Here is a 21,527-nt window from a genome sequence, read left to right as displayed (position 1 = left end):
ATCCGTGTCTAGCTCCCTGACACTGGACATCCGGATACCCGGACACCTCGGCAGAGAGTCTTCACGGTTCATGGGCCTGACAAGTACCACCGTTCTGCTGCTGGCCGTGATCTGCACGGTGCTGCTGTTCGCCGCGACGATCTGGCTGTGGCCGTTCCTGGCGCGGCGGGGCTGGGTGCCGGTCGTGGGCCGGGTGGGTCTGGTTCTGGCGATCCAGGTGCTGCTGTTCTCGTCGGTGGGACTGGCGGCGAACAGGACGTTCCTCTTCTACGGGTCGTGGGCGGACCTGTTCGGAGCGCAGACCGGTGTGGGGGTGCTTGGCACGCAGGCCATCGGCAACCCGGGTGTGAAGCTCGTGGGCAAGGAGGAGGTCCCCGTTCCGGGGTCCGGGACGCCCCACCTCAGCGGCGAGGTGCAGAAGATCTCGGTGCAGGGTGAGCGGTCGCGGATCGTCAGCCCGGCGTACGTGTATCTGCCGCCGGAGTACTTCCAGAAGGAGTACGCGCACAAGAAGTTCCCCGCCGCCGTCGTGCTCACCGGCTTCCCCGGCACCGCCGAGAACCTGCTCAAGGGGCTGCGCTACCCCAAGACGGCGTGGATGCAGGTCAAGCTGAAGAAGATGCAGCCGATGATCCTGGTGATGATGCGGCCGACGGTGGCGCCGCCGCGCAACACCCAGTGCGTCGACATCCCCGGCGGCCCGCAGACGGAGACGTTCTTCGCCAAGGACCTGCCGAAGGCGATCTCGGGTACCCTCCGGGTGGGCACCGCCTCCCGTAACTGGGGCTTCGTCGGCGACTCCACCGGCGGCTACTGCGCCCTGAAGCTCGCCCTCCAGCACCCCGAGGCGTACGCCGCCGGGGTGGGCCTGTCCGCCGACTACAACGCGGAGGTGGACCGCGACTCCGGCGACCTCTTCCACGGCGACAAGTACGAGCAGAAGCGCGCCAACCTGCTGTGGAGCCTGGACCACCTGCCGCAGGGCAACTCGTCGTTCCTGGTCACGACGTCGAAGCACGGCGAGACCAACTACCGGGCGACGCAGCAGTTCATCGCGAAGGTGCGCAGCCCCGCGCACGTCTCGTCGATCACCCTGGACACGGGCGGCCACAACTTCAACACGTGGCGGCGGGAGATTCCGCCGGCGCTGGGGTGGCTGGGCGGACGGCTGCGGGCGGGGTGAGGGGTTGAGGGTTCAGGGCCTGGGGCCTGGGGCCTGGGGCCTGGGGCCTGCGTTAGCGCGCCGAAGCCGGACGCCAGCGCGGCTGCTGATCCGCCGGTGGATTACGCGACCTTCTCCGCCAGGAAGTCCTCCCAGGTCCGCGTCCCCACGACGGCGCCCTTCGTGAGGGAGAGGTTGTCGCCCGCCCGGTAGGCACGGCCCGCCTTGCCCGGCACCCGCACGGGCATCATCAGCCGGTGCTTGCCGCGCGCCTGGAGGTACGTACGGTTGAGGTCCCCCATCCCGTACACCTTCGGCCCGGCGAGATCGGCCACCAGCCCGGCGGGCTCGCCCAGCACCAACTCCACCAGCCGCGCGGCCACTTCCCGAGAGTCGACCGGCTGAAAACGAATGCCGCCCGGTACCGGAACCACCGGCATCTTGGCCATCTTCTCCGCCATGGTGAGCACCAGGTCGTGGAACTGGGCCGCCCGCAGCGTCGTCCACGCGATCCCGGACTCCTCGATGGCCCGCTCGGCGCCGAGCTTGGCCTGGAAGTAGCCGAGGGGGACGGTGTCGGCGCCGATGACGGAGATGTAGACGATGTGCTTGACCCCGGCGCGGGAAGCGGCCGCGACGAGGTTGCGGGTGGCCCGGTCGTCCCCCTTGGGCCCGCCGGCAAGGTGGAGGACGGTCTCGGCCCCGTCCACGGCGGCATCGATCCCCTCACCCTTGAGCAGGTCGCACCCCACGTACTCAACACCGTCGTCGCCGCCGCTCGGACGGGGATTCCGGCTGAGCACGCGTACGGTACGCCCGGCCTCCCGCAGGAGGGGAACGACGTGGTTGCCGAGGGTGCCGGTGCCGCCGGTGACCAGGATGGGCTTCGCCATGACTCTTGCTCCAGAACTCGCCTTCGTGCCCCGCCGCTCCGGCGAGGAGAGCCGCGCTTCTCGGTGGCTCCGCTTCTGTGAAACGCGGGGGCGGGGGAACGTGACACGATCACGAGAAATTTTTCCGGGACGTGGTCCGGGCGGACGTGGGCGAGCTGCTGCGGCCCAAGGCGGGCCAACCGCCAACGGCTCCGCTTCGCTGCTCGGCTATCACGGCGTGATAACCGGAAGCGCCTCCAGCGGGCGGGTTCGAGGTGCGAACACCAGGCCGGCTACCGGGACTTCACTGCGGGAGACCCGGCTGAAGCCTCGCTCCACTCCCCCGACCCTGCTCTGTGACGCTCTGCGGTCGCGGACACCGGCCCTCCACCATCCCGTGCGCCACGCCTGTTTGAGCGGCCCGCCTCGTACAGGGAGTGCGCCGTCGCCCGCACAGGCGACGCCCCTCTGCTTGCGGGCGGAGGGGCGCTTTCGTCGCGCAAGGAGAGGGCGCGTTGTCTGCTGCGGGGAACTCTTACGCTGGCAGAGCCTCGATCGCGGCCTGCCACGGGTACGCGTCGAGGTCGCCGTGCCGGGGTCGGTGCGGGAGGAAGCCCCCCTCCCCGAGCAGCACGGTCACACCCGCATCGCGCAGTACGTCGATGTGTCGCGCGATCGCGGGATGCGCACCTTGGGCGCTGTTCCAGTGCGGCAGCGCGACGATCGGCAAGCCGAGACCGATGCCCTCGGTGATGAGCCCGAGCGCGAGGGTGTCGCTGACAGCAGTGGCCCACTTGGCGAGGGTGTTGGAGGTCAGCGGCGCGACGAGGAGCGCGTCCGGCGGCGGCAGCACGTCGTCCTGCGAGGGCAGCTTGTACTGGTGGCGCACGGGGTGTCCGGTGAGTGCTTCGAGGGCTTCCGATCGTTCGGGGGCCTGCGGGCGTGGGCCGGCGGGTTCGCCGAAGGTGTGCGGCAGCCGTGCGGCGTGCGGCGGCCCATGCGGTGGTCGACGGTGTGGCGGATGACCCGGCTCGGCCGTCCACCGGTCATCTAGTGCTGTGACCGGGACGGTTCACCGGGTTGCATGGCTTGGGGCGTGTATGAGTAGTGTCTGTTGGATGGACAGCACGATGCATCTGCCGACGGAAGAAGATCTGGAGCTGGTCGAGTTCGCCCAGCGCGTTGTTGAGGCCAACGGTGACGGTGAGGTGCACACCGTCGGGGCAGCCGTGCGAGACGCACAGGGTCGGATGTTCGGTGGCATCAACCTTTATCACTTCACGGGCGGACCTTGCGCGGAGTTGGTGGCGCTCGGGCATGCGCGCGCTGCGGGAGCACGTGACCTGGCGGCGATTGTTGCCGTCGGTGACACGGGGCGCGGCGTGCTTGCGCCGTGTGGTCGGGACCGGCAGGTCCTGCTGGACTACCACCCAGGTATCCGCGTCCTTGTGCCGGTAGCTGGCGGCATTCGCAATGTCGCGATCACCGACCTTCTGCCTCATGCTTACGTCTGGGGGGAGCAGTCCGCGGGGTCCGACAGCGCGCTGCGCTCGGCCGCGATGCAGTCCCTGCATTTCCATCGCACCTATCTCGATGCTGTACGCACTGGGCGGAAGACGACCACGGTGCGGTTCCGAGACCCAGTGGAGACGGGCCCGGTGAACATGGTGTTCGAGTTGGATGACGAGGTAGTGCTGCCCGGTGTGGTCACTCAGATCACTTCCAAGGGCGTTGCCGAGTTGACCGAAGCGGACGCTGTCGCCGACGGGTTTCGCGATCTTGCCGAGCTGCAAGACCGGCTGCGGTTCCACTACCCCGACATCAAGTCGACCGATGACGCCACCATCGTTCACTTCCGTCTGACGAGTTGACTGCATCCGCCATCGAGCGAACGAGGCGATCAGCCTTGGTCATGCCGCTCCTTGCAGGGGGCGTCCTCCCCAGCGGATGCCTTTCTCGCTGCGGATGCGGGCGCGCTCCTTGCGTTGGGCGGCCGGGACATCGGGGTGGCGGCCGTTGGCGTTGCGCCAGCGCGGATAGGCGTGCAGCTCGCGGGTCTGGACGGTGTGGTTGGGATGGTTGGAGTTCGCCAGGGTACGGGTCGCGTCCGGCGCGATCTGCCGGTGACCTCGGGCTTTGCCCGCCACGCGATGCGGCGGGCGATCTCCCCGTGGGACAGGCCCGTCGCCGCGATCCACAGCTCCAGGTGCGGGTTGCCGGATCTGCTGGCCATCGCTGCCTCATTCCCCGCCCGCATATACGGAGCGTGGCATTTCCGCCACGGTTCGCGACCCCTACGGTACTGGTCAGGGCACCTGTCGGGCACCGATGCTGTGCAGGCGGCAGCCGTCCGGCTGACCGCTTTCGGTACAGGGGAAGGGATTTCGCATGGCGACGCTTGCACCCGAGGCTCCGTGGGCGATGCGGCTGGTCACCGACCGGCTGCCGGTCGGCTGCCGGTCGGCTGCCGGTCGGCCCGCCGTCGTACGCGGCGGTGACGCTCGACCCGGGCTCGCAGACCGCCCGCTACACCGACACCGCCGGCCAGGTGGTTCAGATGGGCAAGCACGGCACGTCGAAGACGACCGGCACCGCGTCGGTGTCCGGAGGCGGCGACGGTCAGAACCCGCAGCCCCACACCCAGGACGACAACACCACCGACTACGAGTCGGACTGACCGATGGCCTCCACCGTCCTGGTCGTCACCGCGCTGGAAGACTTCACCGCGGACAAGGTCATCGCCGCGCTGAACGAGCGTGAGGTGCCCGCCGTACGCGTCGACCCCGCCGATATCGGAACCGCCCTGACTCTCGCGGCCCGCATCGGACAGGACAGCCCCACCTGGGGCGGACGGCTGCGCACAGCGAGCCGGGAGGTGGAGCTGGGGGAGGTGGCGGCGGTCTACTACCGCCGCCCCACCCCCTACGCCGCCCGGTATCAGCATCTGCCCCCGCAGCAGCGGGACTTCGCCGCCGCCGAGGCCAGGCACGGGCTCGGCGGCATCCTGAACAACCTGCACGGCGCGACGTACGTCAACCACCCCGCCGCGGTCACCCGGCCGACTTCAAGCCTGCCCAGCTCCAACGCTTCACCGAACTCGGGCTTCGGATTCCGCCGACCCTGGTCACCAACGGCGCCGAGGCGGCCCGCAAGTTCGCCGCCGAGCACGGCCCCATCATCTACAAGGCGTTCCGCGGCCTGCCCCGGGCGATGACGGTCACACCGGGGCGATCTGGGCCCAACGCGTCGACCCCGGCACCTTCGACGACACCCTCTCCGTGACCGCGCACCTGTTCCAGGCCGAGATCCCCAAGACCGGCGACGTGCGCGTCACCGTGGTCGGCGAGAAGGTGTTCGCCCAGCAGGTCGCTGCCCCGGACGGCGCGCTGGACTGGCGCCGCGGCAACTGGGACGACCTGATCCACGCCCCCATCGCCGTCCCGGCCCCCATCTAGGGCCTGTGTGATGTCGTGATCATTCGGCGGTCTTCAGCAGGTCGTCGACCCAGATCATTGCGGCGCGGAGGTGAAGGCCGGCGAGGTAGCTGTCCGGGGTCTTGTCATAGCGGGTGGCGATGCCTCGCCAGGCCTTCAGCTTGTTGATCAGGCGTTCGACCGTGTTCCGCTCCTTGTAGAGGTCGGTGTCGTGGCTCACGGGTCGGCCGCCCCGTGCGCCCTTCTTCTTACGGTTGGCGGCCTGGTCCCGCTTTTCCGGGATGACTGCCTTGATACCGCGTCTGCGCAGGTAGGAGCGGTTGCCGCAGGACGAGTAGGCCTTATCCGCGGCAACCGCGCCGGGCGTCGTGCGGGGACGGCCGACAGGCAGGCGGACTCTCACCCTCGCGAGCACGGGGATGAACTGCGGGCTGTCCCCGGCCTGCCCGGCGGTCAGGACCAATGCGAGCGGACGGCACCTGCGGTCCGCGGCGAGATGAATCTTGCTGGTGAGGCCACCCCGGGACCGGCCGAGCAGGGCTTCCCTCAGGCGGAGCTTCCGTCTGCGTCGGATGCGCCGGCGCTCGGCGTGTCCGTTCTGTTCCTCCGGGCCGCCCCTTTTTGCCGGGCCGCTTCCTGCTCCTGCACGGCTTCCTCCAAGGCCTCCATGAGGTGCTTGCTGACGCGCATTCCTGCGGCGTCGTGGTGGGCACGGACCGTTGTGGAGTCCACGCTGACCAGCGACAAGTCCGTTTTTCCCGCGCGGGCACCCTCGGTGATCAGGCCTTCCAGCAGGGCGGTGAAGACACCGGCGTCCCGCCAGACCCGAAAGCGTCCGTAGACGGTGGCCCAGGCACCGAACTCGGCAGGCATCTCCCGCCACTGACCACTGGACCGGAACCGCCAGATCACACCCTCGAACTGCTCCCGCAACCGCTCCGGGTACGGGCCGTACCTACCGATCGGCAGGTACGGCTCGATGAACTTCCACTGAGCATTGGTGAGTTGCCTGCGCGTCACGGCCACAGTCATACCGGGTTCCACCCCACGAAGAGGGTAGAACCCAGGAACTGATCACGACATCACACAGGCCCTAGGGCGGCCATGCAGGCGCCTCTCCTGACGCCGGGGTCGACGACCTCCCTGCGGAAGTTGTGTGGAGTAGCGTGCGACCGGTGACGGACGTGACGCTCCACGACAAGGTCCTCCTCGACGCCCTCCCGGCCTTGACCGCTGCCTTCGGTATCGGAGAGGTTCTCGAACACCGGTTTCTCGCCGAAGGGTCGATGAATCGCAACTGGCGCATCGACACAGGTCAGAGAAGCTATGCCGTCAGGCAGATCACCGACGTGCCGGTGGCCAAGGTGCGCCGCAATCTCGGGGTGCTGCCTCACCTGGCCGCCGACGGCCTGCCCGTCCCCGTCGCGCTCACTACGACGGACGGTGCGACCGTGGTGGAGATCGACGGACACAGCTACTGCCTGCTGCCGTGGGTGGACGGCACACACATCCAGGGAACCGGCCTCACGCTCGCCCAGGCCCGTGACCTCGGTGCTCTGCTGGCACGGCTCCATCAGAGCCTGGAGCGCCATGCGCCGTCCGAGGTGCCCGAGCAGGACCGGATCGTGAAGGTCACCGGTGCCGATGTGGCCAGGGAGCGGGCCGACCGGCTCCTAGGGTTGATCCCTGACGAGGGCGGTGATGCGTTCGACCGGGCCGCGGCTGAAGCGTTGGTGGAGCGCAAGGCGGTGCTTGCCGCGCACACCGACCAGCAGCCGTCGGTGCGGATGGCTGCTGGGCGCCACGGCTGGACGCACGGCGATTTCCAGTACCGCAATCTCCTGCGTTCCGGTGACGAGGTGACCGCCATCCTCGACTGGGACCGGCTCGCGGTCCGTCCTTATGCCGAGGAGGTCGCACGGACGGCGCAGGTGCAGTTCGGGGTGGACGGCCGGTTCGACCTCGACCGCGTCGCTGCTTTCGTCGCCGGCTACCGGTCGTACATCCCTCTGGTGGAGGGCGAGCTGGCCGACGGTGTCGAGCGGCTGTGGTGGAAGCGGATGACCGACTTCTGGCAGTTGGAGTTCCACTACGACCGGGGCGACACCAGCTGTGACGACCTGTTCCTCGCCGATGAGGAGCTGTTGCGCTGGTGGACCGGTCACCGGGCAGAGGTGCAGACGGCGTTCCGGGCGGCGTAGGACAGCCTCACAGCAGGAGGCCGGTGGCGGCGGGTTCGGGCAGGCACGGGCGGACCATTGGCAGGGCTCTTTCCCGGGCTCTGCCACCCAGGGCCGCCCAGTCGCAGGTTTCGATGGCCTTGGCCCAGGCGTCGGCGTCATCGTGGGGCAGCACCAGTCCGCCGCCGTCGACGGCTTCGGGGATGCCGCCCCGGTCGGAGCCGAGGGTGGCCAGCCCGTGGAGTCCGGCCTCGGTGATCACACGGGGGAAGGCGTCCTCGACCAGCGAGGGCGCCAGAAGGAGGTGGTGCGTCGCGTACAGGCTTCCCATGTCGTAGGTGCGCGGTACGTAGGTGACGTTCGGGTACTGGCTGAATTCGTCGGCGGTCACGACGCGGCCTCCAGTCGGTAGAACCGCTCCGCGTACCGGGCTGCGTCGGGCGTGGCATCCAGGAGATCGGCGGCGACGGTCCAGGCGTGCCGCAGGGGCCTGTACATCTTGCGGGCCGGGTGCACCAGTCGTGATCCAGGCCGAGTTGAAGGCTCTGGCCCATGCGCCGGAGGCAGGTGCCGCGCCGCACCAAAGGCGCTTGGGGCCACGCGACCTGGGCCGATGGTCCGAAGCGCCGCCCGAAGCGTTTCCTTACGCCCACTGCTCGGACAGTGGAGTGAGTGATCCTGTCAATGAGCCAGGGCCAGCCGTCTGTCAACGCCTGGCCGAGGAAAAGAACGTCTGGCTGTGCACCGTACGTCCGGACGGCTCCGCCCACGTCACGCCCGTCTGGTTCGTCCACCAAAGCTCCCAGTGGTGGATCGGTTCAGATCACAGCTCCGTCAAGGTCAGAAACATCCACAAGGAGCCGCGTGTGTCCCTTGCTTTGGAGGACGGCCGGTTCCGGCGGCAAGAACAGCCCGGGCCAAGCCGGAGCACGAGACCCGCGCGGCCATCACTCGCAGCATGGACAAGAGACCGTCACCATCGCCCACGAGCACATCGACGTCGAGTAGCGCGCACCATCACGCCGCGAACCCCACATTCGTCACGTACTCGTACTGCCCCCACTGCGACCCCAGGTCCTCGATGACGTCCGTCCACGCCCCATCCAGCGCCGCCTCGTCCGCCGCCGCCCACGCCTCGACGATGCGGTCCCAGCGGCGTACGTTCAGGGCGCGGTACTCCACCACCCGCTGGCGCGGGCGCGGGACCTGGGACTGGTTGAGGGGGTGGAGCTCCACCCGCGTGCCGCCCGCCGAGTTGAGGCGGCGCAGCAGATGGCGGGCCACGTTGTGGCGGCGGACCGTCCAGTACGCCGCGTCGATCCGGTCCAGGTTCGCCCGCGACGGGTTACGCCTGCCCTCCAGCCACGCCTTCACCGTACGGTCGGTGACCGTGAGCCCCGCCTCCCGCGCCGCCGCCCACGCGTGCGGCGTACGCGTCAGGTAGTGCAGCCGCGCCATCAGGCCTCGCTTGACGGTGACCGGCGTCGCGATGCCGCCCGCCAGCCCGTCCAGGACCCGGGACACGGCCTCGCTGCCCTTGATGCCGCGCGCCCCGTACTTGCCGAACTCATGGCTCTGCTCCGGCACTTCAGCCCTCCTCGCCCTCAGAAACCTCAGAAACCTCGGCAACCTCGGCAACCTCGGCAACCTCGGCAACAGCGCCAGCGGTATACGTGTCCTTGACCTTGACCTCCGTCACGCCCCGGCCCTCCGCGAACACCCCGCGCCAGTCGCCGATCACATGGAGCTCGTCGGTGCCCATCGCCCGTACGACCGCCAGGCCCTCGTCGTGTGCCTTGTACGCCTTCATCCAGAGGTTGGCGAACGCCTGGGAGCGGATGATGTGCATCCAGTCCGGACGGTACAGCTCGCGGTTGTAGTTCGACTCCCCCATCGTGGAGACGAACTTGGAGTACATCGCCTTCACGTACTCCAGCGTCACCTCGTCCCCGTCCGCGATCGCCGCGTCACGGGCGTCCTTCAGTGCGATACGGAACTTCTCCAGGAGGTTCTCCGTCGCCCCGGACGTGAACGACTCGTGGATCTCGGGCGGCTCGCACAGCCCGTACTTCGGTCCCGACAAACGTTGCAGCAGGCGCAGGGTCGGCTCGGTCACCCACAGCGGGCCGGGCTCGTCGCGGTTGCCGATCGGGTTCGGCAGTACATCCTCGTGCTCCCACGCGGGCGGCGTGATCAGGTGTACGCCCGCCCGGCGCCGGTCGTGCGCGAACCCGGTGGAGTGCTCCAACTGCCCGAGCGGGAGGTGGGTCTTCAGGGCCGACAGGTACGCGCCGTTGATATCGAGCGCCGTCACCTCGTGCTCACCCGGCGGCAGCTCGCGCCGCGTCCACTTGGGGCGCGCCTCCCAGATCTGGTCGGCGCCCTTGGCCGTCTGCTTGCGCAGCACGTCCGGGATCCAGGGGTGGGCGATGATGTCGTAACGCGCGCCCTTGCGCGACTCGTCCAGCAGCCGCATCGCATCCGGGATCGCCCGCTTGACCAGCGCGGCGGTGGCCGCCTCGATGTCACCGTGATGCTCTGCGAGGGCCCCGCGCACAGCCTGGGTGACGAGGTCGGAGGGCTCGGGGCGGGGGGGCTGGAAGGCCCGGCGGGTGGGGGGTTTGGGGGACTCGGTCGGAGCGGTGGCGGACTTGGCGGGCCTCGATGACTCGGTCGGAGCAGTGGCGGACTTGGCGGCCCTCGATGACGCCGTACGGGCCGGAGCCGCCGGGACCGGGGCCTCTGGGACCGGGGCCTCTGGGACCGGGGCCTCTGGGACCGAAGCCGCCGGGCCCGAAGCCGCCGGGACCGAAGCCGCCTGGCCCGAAGCCGCCTGGCCCGTCTCCTCGCACTCCGCCGGATCCAGATGCTGCGCGAACCCCGCCACCCGCTGCCGGGCCGGACGTCCGCACAGCACGCACGGCTCGGGCGCGCCGAGCAACTCGACGTCGTCCCCGACCTCATCCACCACCGCGGACTCAGGTTCAGGTACAGAGTCAGGTTCAGGTACAAACTCCGGCTCCGGCTCCGGCGCCGGTTCCGGCTCCGGTTCCGGCTCCGCTTCGGGCTCCGCCTCCGGCTCGAACTCCTCCAGCCGCTCCCGCAACCCCTCCAGCAGATACGCGTACCGCGTACGCAGCTCGCCGGACGGGTCGCGGCCCGTCTCCCAGCCGGTGACCGTCGACGGGCTCACCCCGAGCGCGCGGGCGACCTGCGCCTTCGAGAGGCGGGCGGCCTCGCGCAGCCGCAGACGCTGCTCGGGCGCCGGGAGCGCGGCCTCGGGCCCGACCGAGGCGAGCAGCGAGTCGATCGCGTCGAAGTCGCTCACCGCCCCGCCACCCCGTCCTTCCCGTTCCCGCTTCCGCTTCCGCTTCCGCTCCCGTTCCCGCTCCCGCTCGCGCTGACCTTCACCTTCATCTTCATCTTCACTTCGAGCAGCGCCTCGCACGCCCGGGTCGGACCGGCCAGCAGGTCCAGGGGGCCGATCCCGTAATGCGCGGCCAGCACGTCGCAGTCGCGCAGGCTCCACGCGGTGGTGCCCGCCTGACGCCGCGACACCTGGGTCTGCGTCAGGCCCAGCACCACGGCCAGCTCCCGCTGCGACTCACTCGTCGCCTGCATCAGCGCCGCCACGGTCAAGCGCAGCGACTCCTCCAACCCCAGTCCCATACGCCCCACCCTACCAAGGGTCGATGCGATTTCCGCATGAAATGGCGGCAGGTCGCATAGGGGCCAACCGGGACTAACCCAGTCGTTCGGCGAGGAAGTCCTCCCAAGTGCGCTCGCCCAGCATGACGGTGCCGTCCAAGGAGAGGTTCTCGCCCGCCCGGTACGCGCGCCCCGCCTTGCCCGGCATCGGCACCGGGACCAACAGGCGGCGCGTGCCGCGGGCCTGGAGGTACGTACGGATCAGGTCCCCCATCCCGTACACCTTCGGCCCCGCCAGGTCGGGCGCCTGCCCGGACGGCTCGCCCAGGACCAGCTCGACCAGCCGGTCCGCCACGTCGCGCGAGTCGACCGGCTGGAAGCACAAGCCCGCCGGAACGGGCACGACCGGCAGCTTGGCCATCTTCTGGGCCATCAGCAGGATCAGGTCGTAGAACTGGGCCGCGCGCAGCCCCGACCACGGAATGCCGGACGCCCTCACCGCCTGCTCGGACGCCAGCTTCGTCCCGAACCAGCCCAGCGGGACGCGGTCCGCGCCGATTACGGAGATGTAGACGAGGTGGCGCACCCCGGCGTCGGAGGAGGCCCGTACGAGGTTGCGGGTGGCCTCGTCGTCGCCCTTGGGGCCGCCCGCCAGGTGCAGGACGACGTCGGCACCGTCGACCGCGATCCCGAGCCCCTCGGGCCGCAGCAGGTCGGCGGCGACGTACTCGACCCCGCCGACGTCCTCGCGACCGTGGCGGCTGAGCACGCGTACGTGGTGGCCCGCGCCCAGCAGGAGCGGGACGACGTGGCCGCCGAGCGTACCCGTGCCACCGGTGACCAGGATCGTTGACGCCATCGCTGCTGCTCCTCACCTCGTTTCGTAGAAGATGAGCAGGTTCCCGATGTTCTACTTCGGTGACACACCGCGCGTGAGGAATGTGACCGGAGGAATGGGGCCGATGGACGAGCACATAACGCAGACGCAGACGCAGACGCAGATGCAGACGCAGACGCAGACACCGGCGCAGACACAGACACTGACCGACCGTTTCGAGGAGGACAGGACCCATCTGCGGTCGGTGGCCTACCGGATGCTCGGCTCGCTCAGCGAGGCCGAGGACGCCCTGCAGGACGCCTGGCTGCGCGCGAGCCGCGCCGGCATCAGCGACGTCGAGAACCTCGGCGGGTGGCTGACGACGGTCGTGGCGCGGGTGTGCCTGAACATGCTCCGCACCCGCCGCACCCGCGGCGAGGACCCGCTGGACGAGGTGACCCCCGACGCCGAAACGGGCCCCGACCAGGAGGAGGGGCGGCCCGACCCCGAGCAGGAAGCGGTCATGGCCGACTCGGTCGGGCACGCGCTGCTCGTCGTACTCGACACGCTCTCCCCGGCGGAACGGCTCGCGTTCGTACTGCACGACATGTTCGCCGTACCGTTCGACCAGATCGCCCCGATGATCGAGCGGACCCCGGCCACCGCCCGCCAGATGGCCAGCCGGGCCCGCCGCCGGGTCAAGGGCGGCACCACCGCGCCCGACCCCGACCTGTCCCGCCGCCGCCAGGTCGCCGAGGCCTTCCTGGCCGCCACGCGCGAGGGGAACTTCGAAGCCCTGGTCACCCTCCTCCACCCCGACGTGGTCCTGCGCGCCGACAAGGCGGTCGTCCCCTCCCCCGAGCCCATCTTCCTCGGCGGCGCGGTCACCGTCGCCCAGGCCGCGATGGCCGCGATCGGCCGCGCCCGCTTCACCGGCGTGGCCCTGATCAACGGAACCGCCGGCCTCACCATGGCCCCGTACGGCCGCCTGCGCGTGGCACTCCGCTTCACCTTCGCCGACGACACGATCACCGAGATCGACGTCATCGCGGAACCGGCCCGCCTGAGCGAACTGGAGATCGCGGTCGCGGACGCCTGACGGCGGACCACCACAGGTCGGCCCGGCTCGGCCCGGCCCGGCTCGGCCCGGCGAACCCGGGCCGGGCCGACCTGCGCCAACCCACCGACTACGCTCACCGATCATGCACTTTTCAGCCGACGCCATCCTCTTCGACAGCGACGAGACGCTCGTCTCCAGCATGCGCTCGGTGGTGCGGGCGTGGACCGGGTGGGCCGCGGCGTACGGCATGACCCTTGAGGACGTCGCCCGGGTCGAGGTGCACGGGCGGCCCGCCGCCGCGATCGTGGCCGAGCTGCTGCCCGCCGCGCAGGTCGCCGAGGCCGTGGCCCGGCTGGAGGACGCCGAGGTCGCGGACGCGGTCGGGGGTGGCGTCGTGGCCGTCCCGGGCGCGCCCGAACTCCTCGCCGCGCTCCCGCCGGACCGCTGGGCCGTGGTGACGTCCGGCACCCGGCGCGTGGCCGAGGCGCGTCTCGCCCACGTCGGCATCCACCCCGCGCACCTGGTCACCGTCGACGACATCACCCACCACAAGCCCCACCCCGAACCGTTCCTGCTGGCCGCCGAACGGCTGGGCGTCGCCCCGGCCCGCTGCGTGGTCGTCGAGGACGCCCCCGCCGGTCTGACCTCGGGCCGGGCCGCCGGTATGAAGACGGTCGCCCTCACCAGGACCCACCAGGCCCATGAACTCGACGCGGACGCGACCGTCGCGGACCTGACCGCCATATCCGTACGGGTCACGGCCACCGGCCTGGAGATCACCGTCGGCTGACCGCAAGACCGCCACACGCCCGGCGGATACGTGAAAGGCAGGGCCTTGCGCGCCCATCGCGCGGGCGTGCCTTCTTCGTGCCTATTGCGTTGTACGGGCATGAATGTATGTCGAGTTCTCAGCACTGCCTTGGCAGGGTCGGCGTTGGTGGCTGCAATGGCACCTTCTGCTCAGGCGTTTGACCTCGGCCGGACCATCGGCAGCGCCGCGCAGACGGCCTCCGTCGCCGGGCAGCGGGCGAAGCCCGTGGCCGAAGGGATTGCCGGGCCCAATCTGAACAAGCGGGTCAAGGCCGTCGGGGATGCCGTGAAGGCCGGTACTGACGCCGCCAAGGCCAGGCACAACCAGGTCAGTTGAGTTCGCGGGCAGTTTCAGGGGGAGCACCGTCTCCCCTTGCCCCATCTTTCCGCCCTCGGGGATCGCCCGGGGGCGGACTTCCATTTGTGCGACTTTAATGGCGGGTGGAACATTGTCCGTTGGTACGGGTAGTGCGAGTAGTACGGGTAGTTCAGGCGGTGCGGGTAGTTCAGGCGGTGCGGGTAGTTCAGGCGGTACGGATCACGTGAATCGCATGGACGGTGTCGAATTCGATCTCGCCGATCCACGGTTCTGGACACTGCCCCGCGAACGCCGCCTCGAAGCCTTCGCCCTGCTGCGGCAGTCGGACCGGCCCGCCTACTTCGTCGAGCGGGCCGGATCCGGGCGGCGGCGGCCCGAGCGCGGGTTCTACGCGCTGGTGCGGCACGCCGACGTCGTCGAGGCCAGCCGGCTGCCCGAGGTGTTCGCCAGCGCCCCGGGAGCCACCGCGCCCGAGCCGCCGCGCTGGGTGCGGGGGGTGTTCGGGGACTCCATGGTCAACCTGGACGGGCCGCGCCACGCCCAGCTGCGGCGCGTCGTCTCGCGCGCCTTCACCCCCCGCGTCCTCGCCGACGCCGAGAGCGGGATCCGGGACCTCGCCGCCCGTATCGTCGACGACCTCGTGGCCACCGGGGCCGACGAATTCGTCTCCGCCGCGGCCTCGCGCATGGCCTTCGAGGTCATCTGCGACATGCTCGGCGTGCCCGAGCCGGGCCGGGTGGAGATCGCCCGCCAGGTCGACCGGGCCTCCGAGAACGCCGGGGTCGCCCGTACGCTGCGGGCCCGCATCCGGGTGCCCGGGCGCGGGCTGCGCGCGCTGGGCCGGATGCAGCTCACCGTCGCCGCGCTCGGGCGCGAGCGGCGCCGGCGGCCCACCGGGGACCTCATCTCCGCCCTGGTCAGCGCCGACGTCGACGGGCAGGCCCTCAGCACCCGCCAGCTGGGCTCCTTCTTCTCGCTGCTCATGGTCGCCGGCGTCGAGACCACCCGTAACGCCATCGCGCACGCGCTCGCCCTGCTCACCGACCACCCCGAGCAGCGCGAACTGCTCACCTCCGACTTCGAGCGGTACGCCGACGGCGCCGTGGACGAGATCGTCCGCGTCTCCACACCCATCATTCAATTCCGGCGGCATGTGATCCGTCCTCACACTCTGGGCGGGCAGGCCTTTGTGCCCGGGGACCGGGTCATGCTGCTGTACGCCTCCGCCAACCGCGACGAGGCCGTGTTCGACCGCCCGGACGTCTTCGACATCACCCGGCGGCCCAATCCCCATCTGGGGTACGGGGGCGGCGGGCCCCATTACTGCCTGGGCGCCCATCTCGCCCGCGTCGAGATCAAAGCCCTGTTGCGCGAACTGCTGAGCCGCCCGCTCGCCCTGCGCGCCGTGGGCGTGCCGGAGCTGGGGCATTCCAATTTCGACAACCGCGTACGCGCGCAGCGGTGTGCGTTTGCCTCGAAGTGAGACCAGGTGAGGCCGCGCCCATAAACCCCTGGACCCGTGGACCTGTGGACCCGTAGGCCCGTAGGCCCGTAGGCCCGTAGGCCCGAACAGATCATCCGATTTGCGCTAGACGGGTTGCCGCGCACACCCTCCCGTACGGACACGCCCACGGATACGGCCCTTCCCGCGATGCTCGGAGTATTCCTATGACCATCTGGTCTTTCTCCCCGCATTCCCGTCGAAGGGTTTGTTCGGCATGCACAACATCTCTGGTTCTGTCGCACGGGCCGCCCTGGTGGCAGGCCTCGTCACCACGCTGGGTACGGCGTACAGCGCGGCCGCGGCCAGTGGCGATCCCGTCGGGGACCGTTCCTCCACGCCACCGGGCACGACATCGGCACCGTTCGCCGTCCAGGCCGATCCCCAGGCCGATCGTCAAGCCGCTCCCCAGGCCGATCGTCAAGCCGCTCCGCAAGCCGCTCCCCAGGCCGATCGCCAAGCCGATCGTCAAGCCGACCCCCAGGCCGCTCCTCCAGCCGACCCCCAGGCCGAGCCTCAAGCCGATCGTCAAGCCGCTCCCCAAGCCGAGCCTCAAGCCGACCCCCAGGCCGCTCCCCAGGCCGAGCCTCAAGCCGACCCCCAGGCCGCTCCCCAGGCCGAGCCTCAAGCCGACCCCCAGGCCGACACCCAGGCCGCTCCTCAAGCCGATCCCCAGGCCGACCCCCAAACCGACACCCAGGCCGCTCCTCAAGCCGCTCCTCAAGCCGACCCCCAGGCCGACACCCAAACCGACACCCAGGCCGCTCCTCAAGCCGACCCTCAGGCCGACACCCAAGCCGACTCCCAGGCCGGCAGCGGCGCTGACTCCGCATCAGGCCCGCGCGACGACCACGACGGTTACGGCCGCGACGACCACGACGGCCGCGACGCTTACGGCCGCGACGACCACGACAGCCACGACGCTTACGGCCGCGACGACCACGACAGCCACGACGCTTACGGCCGCGACGACCACGACAGCCACGACGCTTACGGCCGCGACGACCACGACAGCCGCGACCCTTACGGCCGCGACGACCACGACAGCCGCGACCACGACCGCCCCGGCTACGGGCACGAGTACGGGCACGACAACGGCACCGGTGGCGACTACGGCCATGAGCACGACGGCGACACCCCCCGCCCGCACCCCTCCCACCCCAAGCCGTCACCCACGCCGACCAAGCACCCCCACCCCACTCCCACTCCCACCGACAGCGAGCCGACCCACCCGGGGACTCCCACCCACACCACCCCGCCCGGCCACACCACCCCTCCGGGTGACAACGAGCCGCCGCACCAGGGCAGCACGCCACCGCAGCTGGCGGAAACCGGCAGCGACAGCCTGCCGCTCTTCCTCGGCGCGGTCGGCGGGACGCTGCTGATCACCGGTGGAGGCGTACTGGCGCTGAGCCGGCGCGTGGCCCGTCACCAGCAGACGCAGTAAACCTCCGTTACTTCTGCACGCCGGGCGCGTTTAGCCATGGCAACTGCGGCTTCGCGGTGGCCGTCGGGGGCCCTGAAGCGTTGGAACAAACAGGGAGAACTTGATGTCTCGTATCGCGAGACCGTCGCCGTCCTCGCCGGAACGGGTGCGGTGGCGCTGAGCGGTACCGGCATGGCCACGGCCGACGCTGGGGCGCGCGGTGAAGCGTCGCACTCCCCGGGTGTGCTGTCCGGCAACCTCATCCAGGTCCCGGTCCAGGTCCCGGTCCACGTGCCGGTCAACGTGTGCGGCAACACCATCAACGTGGTCGGCCTGCTGAACCCGGTGTTCGGCAACCACTGCGAGAACGAGAGCGGCCACCACGGAGGCTACGAGCACGGAGGCTACGGGCACGGGGGCTACGAGCACGGGGGCTACGAGCACTGAGCTCGTCCCTCGACGGCGGTTCACTCACGTACGGCCCCCGGGTCTTCCCGGGGGCCGTACGTGAGTGCGCCGAGCGGTCAGTCCGCGTACTTGTAGATCTTGCGGTGGTCCAGGAGCTCCGCCGGGGTGGTGTTCCACGGGGGCATCCGCTCCTTTAGGGCGGCGACGCGGCCGTGCTGGGGGTCGTCGGAGCCGGGTGGCCGGTCGGGCCGGTAGCCCGACTTGGGGTGGCGGGTCTGCCAGCGGGACCAGATGAGGTCGACGAAGGCGTGGTGGAGCCAGAAGACCGGGTCGTTGACGGCGCCGCCGCCGATCATGGTGCCGCCGATCCAGCGGTGGACGCGGTTGTGGGTGCGCAGCTTGTCGGTGCCCGCGCCGTCCGTCCAGCCCTCCATCTTGTTGCGGAAGCCGGTCGGGCTCAGGGAGTTCCAGGGCACGACGTCGTAGACGGAGTCGGCGAGCGCGCGGTCGAGGTCGTCGCGCGGCGGCAGGTCGAGGTGGTTGCCGCGGCCGAGGGCGTTGCCGAGGGCGTTGCCGAGGTCGCGGGTGAGGAAGGGGTCCTCGGTCACGGAGGTCTCGATCTTCCAGTGGCCGTGCCGGTAGGCGAAGGGCCCGGTCATCACCTGGAGGTCCTCGCTGCGCCCGCTGCCGCCCATGAAGTCCTCGGCCCACAGCGACGACGAAGGCGAGGTGTCCCGGGTCCAGTCCCAGTACGGGACGGTGACGCGGGGGTTGACCGCCCGCAGCTCGCGTTCGAAGTCGAGCAGGAAGCGGCGGTGCCAGGGCAGGAAGGAGGGCGCCATGTGGGCGACGCGCAGCCCCTGGTCCCCGTCGCCGACGAAGTACTCGATGTGGGTGCGGACGAACCGGTCGTACTTGCCCCGGCGCTTGAGCTCCAGGACGGCGTTGACGAAGGCCTGCTTCTCGGCCTTCGTGAGGTTCTTCTGGTTCTTGCGGATGTACACCATGCGGGTTGTCTCACCTGGCCTGTCGGGTGCGGGGCGTCACATGCCGTGGACCGGGGTGGCGGCCAGACGCGCGGGGCCCAGCACATCGACCGCCGCGCGGACGGCCTCCAGCGGCGTCGCGTACGAGGTGTAGTGGTCCATCGAGCTGATGTACGTGCCGTCGGCGCGGCGCATCAGGTGCAGATGGCGCCCGTCGATGAGCGCCTCGAACCCCGCGCCGGCCGCGCTGTTGCCACCCGGACCCGGGCGCGGGATCGCCGCGAGGGTGCCCGGCGGGCAGTCGGGGACCCGGCCCATCGCCGCTGCCGCCGCCTGCGCGTGCATGTCGGCGAGGACCGTGCGGCCCTGGATGCGGCGGCCCCGGTAGTTCTCGTCGAACGCGGTGGGCAGGCCGGCGCGGACGGCGGACGCCTCGCCCCCGGTGTCGCGCCGGCGCTCGGCCGGGTCGGCCTCGGCGCCGGGGGCGGGGGCGGCGTTGATACGGGCGAGGGTGCCGCCGGTGAAGCTGACGACCGTCAGGGTGAACAGGCCACGCAGCACTCCGCGCCGGGTGGAGGCGGGGGCCGTCCACCGGGGGCGGCCGGGCCACAGTGCGCCGGGGCGCGGCAGGCGAAGGCGCTTGAGGCCGGGGCGCCGCCGCGGCAACGGGTCTTCGGTGATCACACGGGTCTCCGTTCTGTCCCGGGGCTGATCACTTACAGCCCGGGGCTGATCATGCACAAGGGGGCATTCGGGACAACGAGACCGCCCCGAAACCGTTCCGGCCGTGATTGATCACTCGGTGTCGGGCCGGCGGTGGCCGTGACCTTCCCAGCGGCCGGTCGTTGGTGCGGGTAGGGCAGAGGAGAATGAACGCCTGCCGGGGTCCCGGAGGCCTACGCGCTTCCGGGGCCTTGGTTTGCCCCCGCCCTTTGCGCCCCCCGATCCTTGCGCTTCTCGCCTCTTCGCGCGGTCGGCTTCTGACGGGTCGACAGCCCGCACCACTCGCATGCAGTAGTTGCGCTCTCGCTCAGCGCGACAAGTGGGATTTGTCAGATTAGCGTCCTTGATGTCCGCGTTCACCACATCAGGAGATATTGAGAATGACGCTTCGTCAGATAGCTGTAGCCGCCGCCCTGTCCGCCGTGGCGATCCTTCCGGTCGCCGGCGCCGCCCAGGCAGCGCCCCAGACGGCCCGTACCCCGGCATCGGCGGCACTTTCGTGCGGGTACGGCGAGAAATGCAAGGACAAGGACAAGGACCACCGGGAACACGGCCGCTACGACAACAACGGTCGTCACGACAACCATGGTGGCTGCGGCCACGACGGTCGTGACAACCACGAGGGCCGTGACAACCACGACGGTCGTGACAACCACGAGGACCGCCACGACCACCGCGGCGGAGGCCTTCCCGGCCTGCTGTTCGGGGTGCTCTAGTTCCCACCTGGTCTGCACATGAGAACGGCGTGTGCCACGGACGACGAAGTCCGCGGCACACGCCGTTTCCGTACGCCCTGAGGCTCGGCGGGGGCTACTTGCGCAGGCGGCGGACCGGGAGGACGCAGTGGCCGCGCTGGTGAGCGTCTCCTCCTCGCCCACGAACGCCCGCAGCAGCTCCTCGGTGACCGGCCTGCCGGAACCGCCTCGGGCCAGGCGCGGGTGGCGAAGATGAAGTGCGCGGCATCCTCGGCCTGCGCGGCCGCCATCCACTCCGGGGGCGTGGCGCACTGGACCTTGAGCTGAGGCATCGTCAGAGACACCTGGCCGTCCTCCAGAAGGAGCGTCACCGGCGTCGTCGCCCCGTGGTCGGCGTCGTGGACGGTCCCGGCCGGCATGCCGATCTCGTCGAGCAGCTCCCGGACGGCCGCCTGGGCGCCCTCGGGGCCGCCTTCGCCGTACCCAGCGAGTACGCCATGAGGAAGGCCACGTCGCGGTCCTCTCCGGGGTGCGGGCCGCTCCAAGCGAGCAGGGCGAGGGTGCCCAACTGGGCGGTCCTGGAAGGGCGTACGTCACTGGAAGCTGCGGTCATACCGGAACTCTAGTGACATCGGGGAGAACCAGGACCAAAGGCCACTCGTTAGGGTGAATCGGATTACCGGCCCGCCCCGCCCCGGGCGTACGCGCCGCCTGTCGCGCCCGTCCCCTGCCCCGTCACGCTGTCCCCGGTCCGGACCCGCCACCCGGGCACCGGGACCTGGCGAATTTCCCGTCCCGGGATTTCCGAAACACGTCGGACCCCCGGCCCGGTACCACCGCAATCCCGATCCCCATACCCCCGTAAAGAAATTCTCCGCTATTTATCAGTGGCCGACCGGAAGGCCGCCGAGACGTCCCGCCGGGGCAATGCCATTGGTCTTGTTCAGACCGCCCGTGGCCTGCCCGACCGTGCGGAACAGGGAGTCGCTCTTGCTCGGGTCGAGGGCCTGCGTCTCGGCGATCGTCGGCGTGGGGTCGGCGAGCGCCCGGCTCGCCAGCGCCTCCAGCCCGCCGTTGAGGCTGGTGGGGGGCATGCCGGTGGCGCCGAAGCCACTCGCCGCGAACGCCGGGGTCGCGGCGGCCCCCACCACTGCCAGGGAACCGGCAACGATCGCGGCAACCTTCATCGGCTTCATCATCATTCCTTCCGGAGGCGACATTTCGTCGCGGTCTACGGTTCGCTGTATGCGCTATTCGAAGTGTCATGCGCTTCCTCTTGGCTAACGACCTCCCCGCCCGAGGGAAACCCGGCAGTCGGGAAATTGTTGCCGGACCACTCGTATGAAGTGGGCCGCGCCGATACTCGTACGAAACGAATCTTCCTATCAGCATCCAGGCAGCTGTATCCCGGCAGCCGTACAGCGCGAGGCGCCGGGGCCCCACCGGGCCGGCCCCGCGCCCCGGGGGGGGGGGTAAGGGGTGGTTG

At 70.2% G+C, this 21,527-nt stretch carries 24 protein-coding genes and 4 pseudogenes; 15 read left to right on the top strand and 13 right to left on the bottom strand.

Translation table 11 applies throughout. The features are described from left to right. Positions 1–70 precede the first annotated feature (70 nt). Positions 71–1,183: an alpha/beta hydrolase gene (locus ACFWA7_RS25180; protein WP_385825330.1), complete on the top strand. Its 1,113-nt coding sequence runs from the start codon at positions 71–73 to the stop codon at positions 1,181–1,183. A gap of 101 nt (positions 1,184–1,284) precedes the next feature. Here the strand turns inward: ACFWA7_RS25180 and ACFWA7_RS25175 are convergent, their stop codons facing one another. Continuing rightward, positions 1,285–2,055 carry an SDR family oxidoreductase gene (locus ACFWA7_RS25175; RefSeq protein WP_385541058.1) on the bottom strand — a complete coding sequence of 257 codons (771 nt, stop codon included), beginning with the start codon at positions 2,053–2,055 and terminating at the stop codon, positions 1,285–1,287. 514 nt (positions 2,056–2,569) lie between these two features. Then, complete coding sequence (locus tag ACFWA7_RS25170) at positions 2,570–2,923, bottom strand: flavoprotein (protein ID WP_385825328.1); 354 nt, start codon at positions 2,921–2,923, stop codon at positions 2,570–2,572. A gap of 42 nt (positions 2,924–2,965) precedes the next feature. Here ACFWA7_RS25170 and ACFWA7_RS25165 point away from each other — a divergent pair. After that, positions 2,966–3,088, top strand: a pseudogene (locus ACFWA7_RS25165) (glycosyltransferase family 2 protein); the annotation flags it as partial. Between the two features lie 64 nt (positions 3,089–3,152). Further along, positions 3,153–3,905: an ASCH domain-containing protein gene (locus ACFWA7_RS25160; RefSeq protein WP_385825326.1), complete on the top strand. Its 753-nt coding sequence runs from the start codon at positions 3,153–3,155 to the stop codon at positions 3,903–3,905. A gap of 39 nt (positions 3,906–3,944) precedes the next feature. Here ACFWA7_RS25160 and ACFWA7_RS25155 read toward each other — a convergent pair. Beyond that, positions 3,945–4,130: pseudogene (locus ACFWA7_RS25155) on the bottom strand (IS630 family transposase); the annotation flags it as partial. Between the two features lie 398 nt (positions 4,131–4,528). Between ACFWA7_RS25155 and ACFWA7_RS25150 the strand changes: the two are divergent. The 3 genes from ACFWA7_RS25150 to ACFWA7_RS25140 all read left to right on the top strand — a co-directional run bounded on the left by ACFWA7_RS25150 (position 4,529) and on the right by ACFWA7_RS25140 (position 5,489). Next, positions 4,529–4,711, top strand: coding sequence for a putative ATP-grasp-modified RiPP (locus ACFWA7_RS25150; RefSeq protein WP_385825324.1), 183 nt, complete (start codon positions 4,529–4,531; stop codon positions 4,709–4,711). Positions 4,712–4,714: 3 nt separating this feature from the next. Continuing rightward, positions 4,715–5,248, top strand: a complete 534-nt coding sequence (locus ACFWA7_RS25145; protein ID WP_385825322.1) for an MvdC/MvdD family ATP grasp protein — start codon at positions 4,715–4,717, stop codon at positions 5,246–5,248. A gap of 64 nt (positions 5,249–5,312) precedes the next feature. Then, positions 5,313–5,489 carry a hypothetical protein gene (locus tag ACFWA7_RS25140; protein WP_385541048.1) on the top strand — a complete coding sequence of 59 codons (177 nt, stop codon included), beginning with the start codon at positions 5,313–5,315 and terminating at the stop codon, positions 5,487–5,489. A gap of 19 nt (positions 5,490–5,508) precedes the next feature. Here ACFWA7_RS25140 and ACFWA7_RS25135 read toward each other — a convergent pair. After that, a pseudogene (locus ACFWA7_RS25135) lies at positions 5,509–6,488 on the bottom strand (IS5 family transposase). Between the two features lie 155 nt (positions 6,489–6,643). On the opposite strand from ACFWA7_RS25135, the gene ACFWA7_RS25130 reads away from it, so the two are divergent. After that, a complete protein-coding gene (locus tag ACFWA7_RS25130) occupies positions 6,644–7,669 on the top strand; it encodes a phosphotransferase (RefSeq protein WP_385825320.1) in 1,026 nt (341 codons plus the stop codon). Between the two features lie 7 nt (positions 7,670–7,676). Here the strand turns inward: ACFWA7_RS25130 and ACFWA7_RS25125 are convergent, their stop codons facing one another. Continuing rightward, the gene (locus ACFWA7_RS25125) at positions 7,677–8,039 is read right to left on the bottom strand and encodes a glycosyltransferase family 4 protein (RefSeq protein ID WP_385825318.1); all 363 of its coding nucleotides are present in this window, start codon (positions 8,037–8,039) and stop codon (positions 7,677–7,679) included. A gap of 130 nt (positions 8,040–8,169) precedes the next feature. Between ACFWA7_RS25125 and ACFWA7_RS25120 the strand changes: the two genes are divergently transcribed. Next, a complete protein-coding gene (locus ACFWA7_RS25120; protein ID WP_385825316.1) occupies positions 8,170–8,733 on the top strand; it encodes a pyridoxamine 5'-phosphate oxidase family protein in 564 nt (187 codons plus the stop codon). Here ACFWA7_RS25120 and ACFWA7_RS25115 read toward each other — a convergent pair. The 4 genes from ACFWA7_RS25115 to ACFWA7_RS25100 form a co-directional block, all read right to left on the bottom strand. Then, a complete protein-coding gene (locus ACFWA7_RS25115; RefSeq protein WP_385541040.1) occupies positions 8,666–9,235 on the bottom strand; it encodes a transcriptional regulator in 570 nt (189 codons plus the stop codon). The two genes, ACFWA7_RS25120 and ACFWA7_RS25115, sit on opposite strands and share 68 nt — an antisense overlap. A gap of 1 nt (position 9,236) precedes the next feature. Beyond that, positions 9,237–10,976 (bottom strand): helix-turn-helix domain-containing protein, encoded by a 1,740-nt coding sequence (locus ACFWA7_RS25110; protein WP_385825313.1) that lies wholly within the window; start codon positions 10,974–10,976, stop codon positions 9,237–9,239. Beyond that, positions 10,973–11,317: an XRE family transcriptional regulator gene (locus ACFWA7_RS25105; RefSeq protein WP_385825311.1), complete on the bottom strand. Its 345-nt coding sequence runs from the start codon at positions 11,315–11,317 to the stop codon at positions 10,973–10,975. Before ACFWA7_RS25105 ends, ACFWA7_RS25110 begins: the two co-directional genes overlap by 4 nt. Before the next feature lie 73 nt (positions 11,318–11,390). Then, the gene (locus tag ACFWA7_RS25100; protein WP_385825309.1) at positions 11,391–12,155 is read right to left on the bottom strand and encodes an SDR family oxidoreductase; all 765 of its coding nucleotides are present in this window, start codon (positions 12,153–12,155) and stop codon (positions 11,391–11,393) included. Positions 12,156–12,297: 142 nt separating this feature from the next. On the opposite strand from ACFWA7_RS25100, the gene ACFWA7_RS25095 reads away from it, so the two are divergent. The 6 genes from ACFWA7_RS25095 to ACFWA7_RS25070 all read left to right on the top strand — a co-directional run bounded on the left by ACFWA7_RS25095 (position 12,298) and on the right by ACFWA7_RS25070 (position 17,676). Next, entirely contained in the window at positions 12,298–13,212 is a 915-nt protein-coding gene (locus ACFWA7_RS25095; RefSeq protein ID WP_385825355.1) for a sigma-70 family RNA polymerase sigma factor, read from the top strand. Positions 13,213–13,315: 103 nt separating this feature from the next. After that, positions 13,316–13,963 carry an HAD-IA family hydrolase gene (locus tag ACFWA7_RS25090; RefSeq protein ID WP_385541032.1) on the top strand — a complete coding sequence of 216 codons (648 nt, stop codon included), beginning with the start codon at positions 13,316–13,318 and terminating at the stop codon, positions 13,961–13,963. Positions 13,964–14,119: 156 nt separating this feature from the next. Further along, positions 14,120–14,320 carry a hypothetical protein gene (locus ACFWA7_RS25085; protein ID WP_385825307.1) on the top strand — a complete coding sequence of 67 codons (201 nt, stop codon included), beginning with the start codon at positions 14,120–14,122 and terminating at the stop codon, positions 14,318–14,320. Positions 14,321–14,534: 214 nt separating this feature from the next. After that, positions 14,535–15,785, top strand: a complete 1,251-nt coding sequence (locus tag ACFWA7_RS25080; protein WP_385541028.1) for a cytochrome P450 — start codon at positions 14,535–14,537, stop codon at positions 15,783–15,785. A gap of 235 nt (positions 15,786–16,020) precedes the next feature. Further along, entirely contained in the window at positions 16,021–17,250 is a 1,230-nt protein-coding gene (locus ACFWA7_RS25075; protein WP_385825305.1) for a hypothetical protein, read from the top strand. 36 nt (positions 17,251–17,286) lie between these two features. Beyond that, positions 17,287–17,676: a chaplin gene (locus ACFWA7_RS25070; RefSeq protein WP_385825303.1), complete on the top strand. Its 390-nt coding sequence runs from the start codon at positions 17,287–17,289 to the stop codon at positions 17,674–17,676. Between the two features lie 77 nt (positions 17,677–17,753). On the opposite strand, the gene ACFWA7_RS25065 is transcribed toward ACFWA7_RS25070, so the two are convergent. After that, positions 17,754–18,644 (bottom strand): tyrosinase family protein, encoded by an 891-nt coding sequence (locus ACFWA7_RS25065; RefSeq protein ID WP_385825301.1) that lies wholly within the window; start codon positions 18,642–18,644, stop codon positions 17,754–17,756. Between the two features lie 36 nt (positions 18,645–18,680). Next, positions 18,681–19,307 carry a tyrosinase family oxidase copper chaperone gene (locus tag ACFWA7_RS25060; RefSeq protein ID WP_385825299.1) on the bottom strand — a complete coding sequence of 209 codons (627 nt, stop codon included), beginning with the start codon at positions 19,305–19,307 and terminating at the stop codon, positions 18,681–18,683. Between the two features lie 419 nt (positions 19,308–19,726). On the opposite strand from ACFWA7_RS25060, the gene ACFWA7_RS25055 reads away from it, so the two are divergent. Then, on the top strand, positions 19,727–20,062 hold the full coding sequence (locus ACFWA7_RS25055) for a hypothetical protein (RefSeq protein ID WP_385541022.1): 336 nt from the start codon (positions 19,727–19,729) through the stop codon (positions 20,060–20,062). On the opposite strand, the pseudogene ACFWA7_RS25050 reads toward ACFWA7_RS25055, so the two are convergent. Together ACFWA7_RS25050 and ACFWA7_RS25045 are read right to left on the bottom strand one after the other, a co-directional pair. After that, positions 20,059–20,654 (bottom strand): annotated as a pseudogene (locus tag ACFWA7_RS25050) (DUF5949 family protein). The gene ACFWA7_RS25055 and the pseudogene ACFWA7_RS25050 sit on opposite strands and share 4 nt — an antisense overlap. Positions 20,655–20,925: 271 nt before the next feature. Then, entirely contained in the window at positions 20,926–21,237 is a 312-nt protein-coding gene (locus tag ACFWA7_RS25045; RefSeq protein WP_385541020.1) for a hypothetical protein, read from the bottom strand. Between the last annotated feature and the right edge of the window lie 290 nt (positions 21,238–21,527).

Origin of the sequence: Streptomyces sp. NPDC059994 (genome assembly GCF_042737755.1) — a bacterium.
Lineage (GTDB): Bacteria > Actinomycetota > Actinomycetes > Streptomycetales > Streptomycetaceae > Streptomyces.
This window is presented reverse-complemented; position numbering and strand designations above follow the sequence as displayed.